This is a genomic window from Mesorhizobium sp. M2A.F.Ca.ET.067.02.1.1, assembly GCF_004023285.1.
Lineage (GTDB): Bacteria > Pseudomonadota > Alphaproteobacteria > Rhizobiales > Rhizobiaceae > Mesorhizobium.
In genome coordinates this window covers 1-5,997 of sequence record NZ_RZSB01000358.1, presented here as the reverse complement: position 1 = coordinate 5,997, position 5,997 = coordinate 1, and the positions used below count along the sequence as shown (strand labels likewise).

The 5,997-nt window shown below is 63.9% G+C and carries 6 protein-coding genes; 2 read left to right on the top strand and 4 right to left on the bottom strand.

The genetic code is table 11. The features are described 5' to 3' along the window. The 3 genes from nrdR to glyA form a co-directional block, all read right to left on the bottom strand. Positions 1–416 (bottom strand): transcriptional regulator NrdR (gene nrdR / locus EOA28_RS22030; protein ID WP_128315261.1); only part of this gene is annotated, 416 nt, incomplete at its 3' end. A gap of 112 nt (positions 417–528) precedes the next feature. Continuing rightward, positions 529–1,122 (bottom strand): hypothetical protein, encoded by a 594-nt coding sequence (locus tag EOA28_RS22025; protein WP_245463292.1) that lies wholly within the window; start codon positions 1,120–1,122, stop codon positions 529–531. A gap of 107 nt (positions 1,123–1,229) precedes the next feature. Then, the gene (gene glyA / locus EOA28_RS22020) at positions 1,230–2,543 is read right to left on the bottom strand and encodes a serine hydroxymethyltransferase (RefSeq protein WP_128315260.1); all 1,314 of its coding nucleotides are present in this window, start codon (positions 2,541–2,543) and stop codon (positions 1,230–1,232) included. 764 nt (positions 2,544–3,307) lie between these two features. On the opposite strand from glyA, the gene EOA28_RS22015 reads away from it, so the two are divergent. Continuing rightward, positions 3,308–3,655, top strand: coding sequence for a hypothetical protein (locus EOA28_RS22015; protein WP_128315259.1), 348 nt, complete (start codon positions 3,308–3,310; stop codon positions 3,653–3,655). Positions 3,656–3,806: 151 nt separating this feature from the next. Next, positions 3,807–4,031 (top strand): helix-turn-helix transcriptional regulator, encoded by a 225-nt coding sequence (locus EOA28_RS40380; protein WP_281059007.1) that lies wholly within the window; start codon positions 3,807–3,809, stop codon positions 4,029–4,031. A gap of 471 nt (positions 4,032–4,502) precedes the next feature. Here EOA28_RS40380 and EOA28_RS22005 read toward each other — a convergent pair whose 3' ends face one another. Further along, on the bottom strand, positions 4,503–5,756 hold the full coding sequence (locus EOA28_RS22005) for a L,D-transpeptidase family protein (protein WP_127386257.1): 1,254 nt from the start codon (positions 5,754–5,756) through the stop codon (positions 4,503–4,505). Between the last annotated feature and the right edge of the window lie 241 nt (positions 5,757–5,997).

The window sequence follows — 5,997 nt, the reverse complement described above, 5'->3', positions numbered from 1 at the left end:
TCCCTGGCCTCGCGGAAATTGCGATAGACCGAGGCGAAGCGCACATAGGCGACGTCATCCAGCGACTTCAGCGCCTCCATGACCAGGCGGCCGACCTCGCCTGAAGCGATCTCGGTCTCGCCCGAGCTTTCGAGCTGGCGCACGATGCCGGTGACCGCGCGGTCGATGCGCTCGGGGTCGACATTGCGCTTGCGCACGGCGATCTCGACGGAGCGCAGCAGCTTGTCGCGGTCGAAAGGCACCTTGCGGCCGGACTTCTTGACGACGACGAGGTCGCGCAGCTGGACGCGCTCGAAGGTGGTGAAGCGGCCGCCGCAATCCGGGCACACCCGCCGCCTGCGGATCGCCGCGCCATCCTCGGCGGGACGCGAATCCTTCACCTGCGTATCTTCGGACTGGCAATAGGGGCAGCGCATGGAGAGCCTTGGGTTCGCGATTCTGTGGGCGACAGGCTTAGAGCCTTTTATGCCTCAGAGATAGCGATGCATAAGCAAGATTGCCAGCGGCTTACCCCGCCGGCCGACAGTGTCAGGGCGCGACATCCTTGGTCGAAAACCCGCAGGAGGTGCCGAGATTGCGATAGGCCTTGGTGAAGCCGTCCATCGGGATGCTGGTGACCTGCTGCTTGCCGAAGGTCACGTCGAGCGACGTCACCTTGCGCATGGCGCGCAGCAAAGCAAGGCTGGTCTTGGCCTGGTTGTCGACCATCCAGCTCGGACGGCCGCCCGCGGCCGCGTTGGAGCTTACGGTCGCGGCGACCTTCACGCCGGGGTCGCCGAAAGTCGCGGCGATCTTGTCGCCCGTCGGCAGGGTCTTGTTGTCGATGATGAACATGATGGCCGGATAGGCATCCGGCGGCAGCGCGTCGCCGGTCGAGATCGACAGGGTCAGGGAGCCGGCGTTGCCGTCGCCATCGACGAAAGCCGTCGAGGCGGCGCAGGTTTTGTGTGCGTCCTGTCCGGTATCGAGCGTATCGATGATGGTGGTCCACCTGCCGAAGGTTTTGGTGGCCGGCATGTCGGAGGCGGACTGCGTCTGCTCCTGAGCAATTGCGCCGGTCAGGGCGAAGGCGGTCAGCGAGCCTGACAAGGCCAAGGCGACAAGGTGGAAAGTGCGCATCATCAAGTCTCCGGTAAGCGCGCCGCCCGATCAGGGAGCGGCGCGAAGCGCGAGGATAAAAGATGACGCGCGGCGCCCGGTCAACCGAGGGCTAACAGCCGGCGGAAGGATCAACCGAGGTAGGGGTAGAGCGGGAAGCGGTCGGTCAGCGCCGTGACCTTGGCCTTCACCGCGGCCTCGACCGCTGCATTGCCTTCGTCGGAATTCGCCACCTTCAGCCCGTCCAGCACCTCGGCGATCAGCTTGCCGATCTCTCGGAATTCGGCCTGGCCGAAGCCGCGCGTTGTGCCGGCCGGCGTGCCGAGGCGCACGCCCGAGGTGACGAACGGCTTTTCCGGATCGAACGGGATCCCGTTCTTGTTGCAGGTGATGTTGGCGCGGCCGAGGGCCGCCTCGGCGCGCTTGCCGGTGGCGTTCTTCGGACGAAGATCGACCAGCATCAAATGGTTGTCGGTACCGCCCGATACGATGTCGAGGCCGGTCTCCTGCAGGCTGGACGCAAGCGCCTTGGCGTTGGCGACGACGCTCTCCGCATAAGCCTTGAAGCTCGGCTTCAGCGCTTCGCCGAGCGCCACCGCCTTGGCGGCGATGACATGCATCAGCGGACCGCCCTGCAAGCCCGGGAAAACCGCCGAGTTCATCTTCTTGGCGATTTCCTCGTCGTTGCACAGGATCATGCCGCCGCGCGGACCGCGCAGCGATTTGTGGGTCGTCGTGGTCACGACATGGGCATAAGGCAGCGGCGACGGGTGCACGCCGCCGGCGACGAGGCCGGCGATATGGGCCATGTCGACCATCAGATAAGCGCCGATCGAATCGGCGATCTCGCGGAAACGCTTCCAGTCCCAGATACGCGAATAGGCGGTGCCACCGGCCAGGATCAGCTTCGGCTTGGTCTCATGCGCGGTCTTCTCGATCGCGTCCATGTCGAGGAGGTGATCGTCCTTGCGCACGCCATAGGAGACGACCTTGAACCACTTGCCGCTCATATTGACCGGCGAGCCGTGCGTGAGGTGGCCGCCCGAATTCAGATCGAGCCCCATGAAGGTGTCGCCGGGCTGCAGCAGCGCCAGGAACACCGCCTGATTCATCTGGCTGCCCGAATTCGGCTGAACATTGGCGAAGTTGCAGCCGAACAGCTTTTTCGCGCGCTCGATGGCGAGTTCCTCGGCCACGTCGACGAACTGGCAGCCGCCATAGTAGCGCTTGCCCGGATAGCCCTCGGCATATTTGTTGGTCATGATCGAGCCCTGCGCTTCGAGCACGGCGCGCGACACGATGTTTTCCGACGCGATCAGCTCGATCTCATGGCGCTGGCGGCCAAGCTCGTTGCGGATGGCGCCGAAGATTTCCGGATCGGCGTCGGCAAGCGTGGTCTCGAAGAAGGATTCGAATTTGCTGGAGGCTGCCGCTGCATTTGACATGGCTTGCTTTCCCTTGGGGCCGGAGGTCTGCGAGGTCGCCGCGCATTAACACAGTTGTTTTCGGGCCGCCACGTTTGCGGCGCGAAATTTGCTGGCCGGTTTGCGCCAAGACAAAGCCGCCTGGTTCTAATCCCGCGGTTCCCGGCCCTTGAAGATCGCTTCGGAGAAGGTGATCTCGGTCAACAGCTTGCGCGCCGTGTGGTCGTTGATGTCACCGCGGCGCAGCATCGCCTGCAGTTCGGCGCGCTCGGCCTCGATGCCGGCAAGCCTGAGTTCGATCTCGATGCGGCCGGATTCGGGGGCCTCGGCGCGCAGCGTTCGAAGCGGCCACAGAAGATTTTAGCAAGCCGAAGATGCGCCCGACGGCCAACGCCCACTCTTTCGCCGCAGCCGCGGCGCTTGGTCGAGAGCGTCCCCGACGTCGGGGCGCATCCGGCGGCTCGCGATATCCGGAGCGCCAGCCAAATTCGAAAAAACCGGCCGGCACCCGGCGTCAGCGCAAGGCTGCTAGGGGGCGCCGGGTGGCCGGCCGCCGCGCCAAGGCCCTGGAATCGGCGTGGCAAATGCAGAAGAGGGCACCGGATCCGCACCCTTCCCGCCGGAAGCGCGCGGGTGGCTGGCGCCGCGTCTTTCCTGATACGCGAGGGGCCAACTCCATCAACCTCTCGAAATCGCCGGGTTGACAGACGAAGCGCCCCTGCCCTTGCGGCATGGCACGGCCCGTGCAACCCCGTCTCCCGGGTGGGTTGATACTGGGGCGTGCGATGCTGTCACGATTGATGACGCATGTGGAGGCGGCGTATGCGGCGCCTACGGCCGAAGACGCCAGCGTGGCCTTCTTCGCGGCAATGGAAGATTTCGGCGCCTCCTATCTGCAGACGAGGCTTTACCGCAGGCCGGCGGCAATCCTGACATCGGCCAGCCATTGGGCAGCCGGCGGCTTCATCACCAGGCTGGCACGGAGCGGCTGGCCCGGCAGTCCGGCCTTCGACTATGTCTGCTTCGAATGCAACCCGCTGCTGGGCGTGATCCGCGAGAGCCGCACAAGCTACCGCTTCAGCGATTTCGCGCCGCACGACGATGCGCAATACGGCGCTTTTGGGAGGCGCTGAGCGAGGCGAATTTCGACGACGCCCTCTGCGCCACTTCTTACGGCGCGGGTGGCGTGATCGCCTCGCTGCATCTCGGCTTTCGCCGGCGGGAGTTTGCGCCGGACGAGCGTTCGCCATCCACATGGCAGGCCTTGCCTTGACGGAAAGGCTGATGAGCCTGACCTCGCCGCCCCCGACCACGGCGGTCAGGCTAACGACGCGCGAGCGCGACAGCCTGGCTTTGGTCGCCGAGGGCAAGACCGACTGGGAGATCTCGGTGATCCTCGGCATCGCGGAGGCGACCGTGCGCTTCCATGTCGACAATGCCAGGTGCAAGCTCGGCGCCGTCAACCGCGCGCAAGCGGTGGCGCGGCTGGTGAACCAGCGACTGATATAGCAGTTCGGCAGAGAGGCCAGCAGGTCGGGCGAATATTTACGCTAAGAAGCCGAGTTTAAATGCGGCGAAGGAGCCACCAAGTAGCACTACGACCAGCACGTAGTTTACCCTGGTCAGCAACGACACGGCTCTCGCTTGTTTGGGTTTTGCCGTCAGTGAAATCGCTATCAACGCAAGCACAGTCCCTAACGCCTAGATCGCCACAGTCATTGGCCCGTACCGCATAAGCAATGCAGCGAAATTTCGGAACTCCGCAGCGTCGTCAAACAGTGCAAATCGAGCAACCAAAACGACGGCCAACGCGACTGCAATTGCTTTGATATGCCAACGCATACGTTATCGCCCTCTTGTTATTTCTAGCCTATATCGGGTTGCATCCTTCTTGGAGGTTAACGGCGCCGGCTGCAGAACCCTCATGCCGCAACAAAAAAGCCGCCCCAATGGGCGGCTTGTGCAAACAAGATCAGACGCTTACTGAGCCGAGCTGATCTGCAGCTCCTGGGCGCCATCGAGGGCGTAGATGTCGTCGCGGAACTGCACGACGCCCGGAGCTGTCGACCATGCCGACAGATAGAGGAAGTGCACCGGCACCGGGTTGACCACGTTGATCGGCGTGTTCTCGCCGGTCTTGATCGCCGCCTCGAAATGCTGGCGGTCCCAGCCGGGCGTGTCGCGCAGGATCCAGGTGACGAGGTCGCGCACGTTCTGGACGCGCACGCAGCCCGACGAGTCGAAGCGCATTAGCTTGCCGAACAGGCTCTGCTGCGGCGTGTCGTGCATATAGACGCCGTCCGGGCTCGGGAAGTTGATCTTGACCGAGGCCATCGCATTGTTGTTGCCCGGATCCTGGCGGAAGCGGTATTTCGCGGCATCGTCGGTCGACCAGTCGATGGTCATCGGATCGACCTCGCTGCCGTCCGGCGCGAACAGGCGGATGTGGCTGTCCTTGAGGTAGTTGGGATCCTTCCGCATCAGCGGAATGATATCCTTGCGCACGATCGAGACCGGCGCGTTCCAGTACGGATTGACGATGATCTCGTTGATCTTGGAGTTCACGATCGGCGTCTGGCGATCGATCTTGCCGACGATCGCGGTATGGCGAAGCACGACGCGGTCGTTCTCGACCGCCTCGACCTGGGCCGCCGGAATGTCGACCAGCACATAGCGGCTGCCGAGCGTGCCGGCCTTTTCCTTCAGTCGCTGCAGGTTGGTCTGCAACTGGCCGAGGCGGATCTGCGCCGAGACGTTCATTGCCGTATAGGTGTATTTGCCCATGGCGCCGTCGGCCGGCAGGCCATGGCGGAGTTGGAAGCGCTTGACCGCGGAATCGACATAGGAATCGAAGGCCGTCGAGATGCCGGCGCTCTGCGGCAGGTCGCCCGAGACCATCAAGCGCTTGCGCAGCGGCACGACATCCGGGTCGTCGACGCCGAGCTGCAGCTTCTTGGTCGCCGGAACCTGTTCCCAGCCGCCTTGGGCGACGATGTTCTGGTACTGCGCCACCGCCTGCTCCGTGAAGGCCACCGTCTGCTGGCTGAAGATCGGCAGCGTCGAGGCGACCTTGTTGGTGTCGTTGCCGCGGGCGTCGAACTGGTCGTCCCAATTGCCGCGCGTCGAGGATTTCAGGATATCCCCGATCACGTCCTGGGCGCTGGCCTGGCCGGCGACCACGGCCGCGGCGAGCGCGGAGGCTCCGGTAAGAAAGAAACGGCGGCTGGTTCTCATGGCAGACATTCTTGTTTGATCGCTCTCGCTCAATCGCTTGCCGGGCGGCTTTGTCCGCACTCTAGGGTTGGCAAACTTAACAATTCGCCAACCATGACCCCGCTTCGCCGGCCGCCAGAAACGCGCTGCCGCCACGCAGGTTCCAAGGAGCGCAGGGCATAGGCCCGCAGCTTGACCCGTCATCCGCATTCCACCGCGATTATGGCGGCAACGTGACCTTGGCCCGCGATTTGCATGAGGG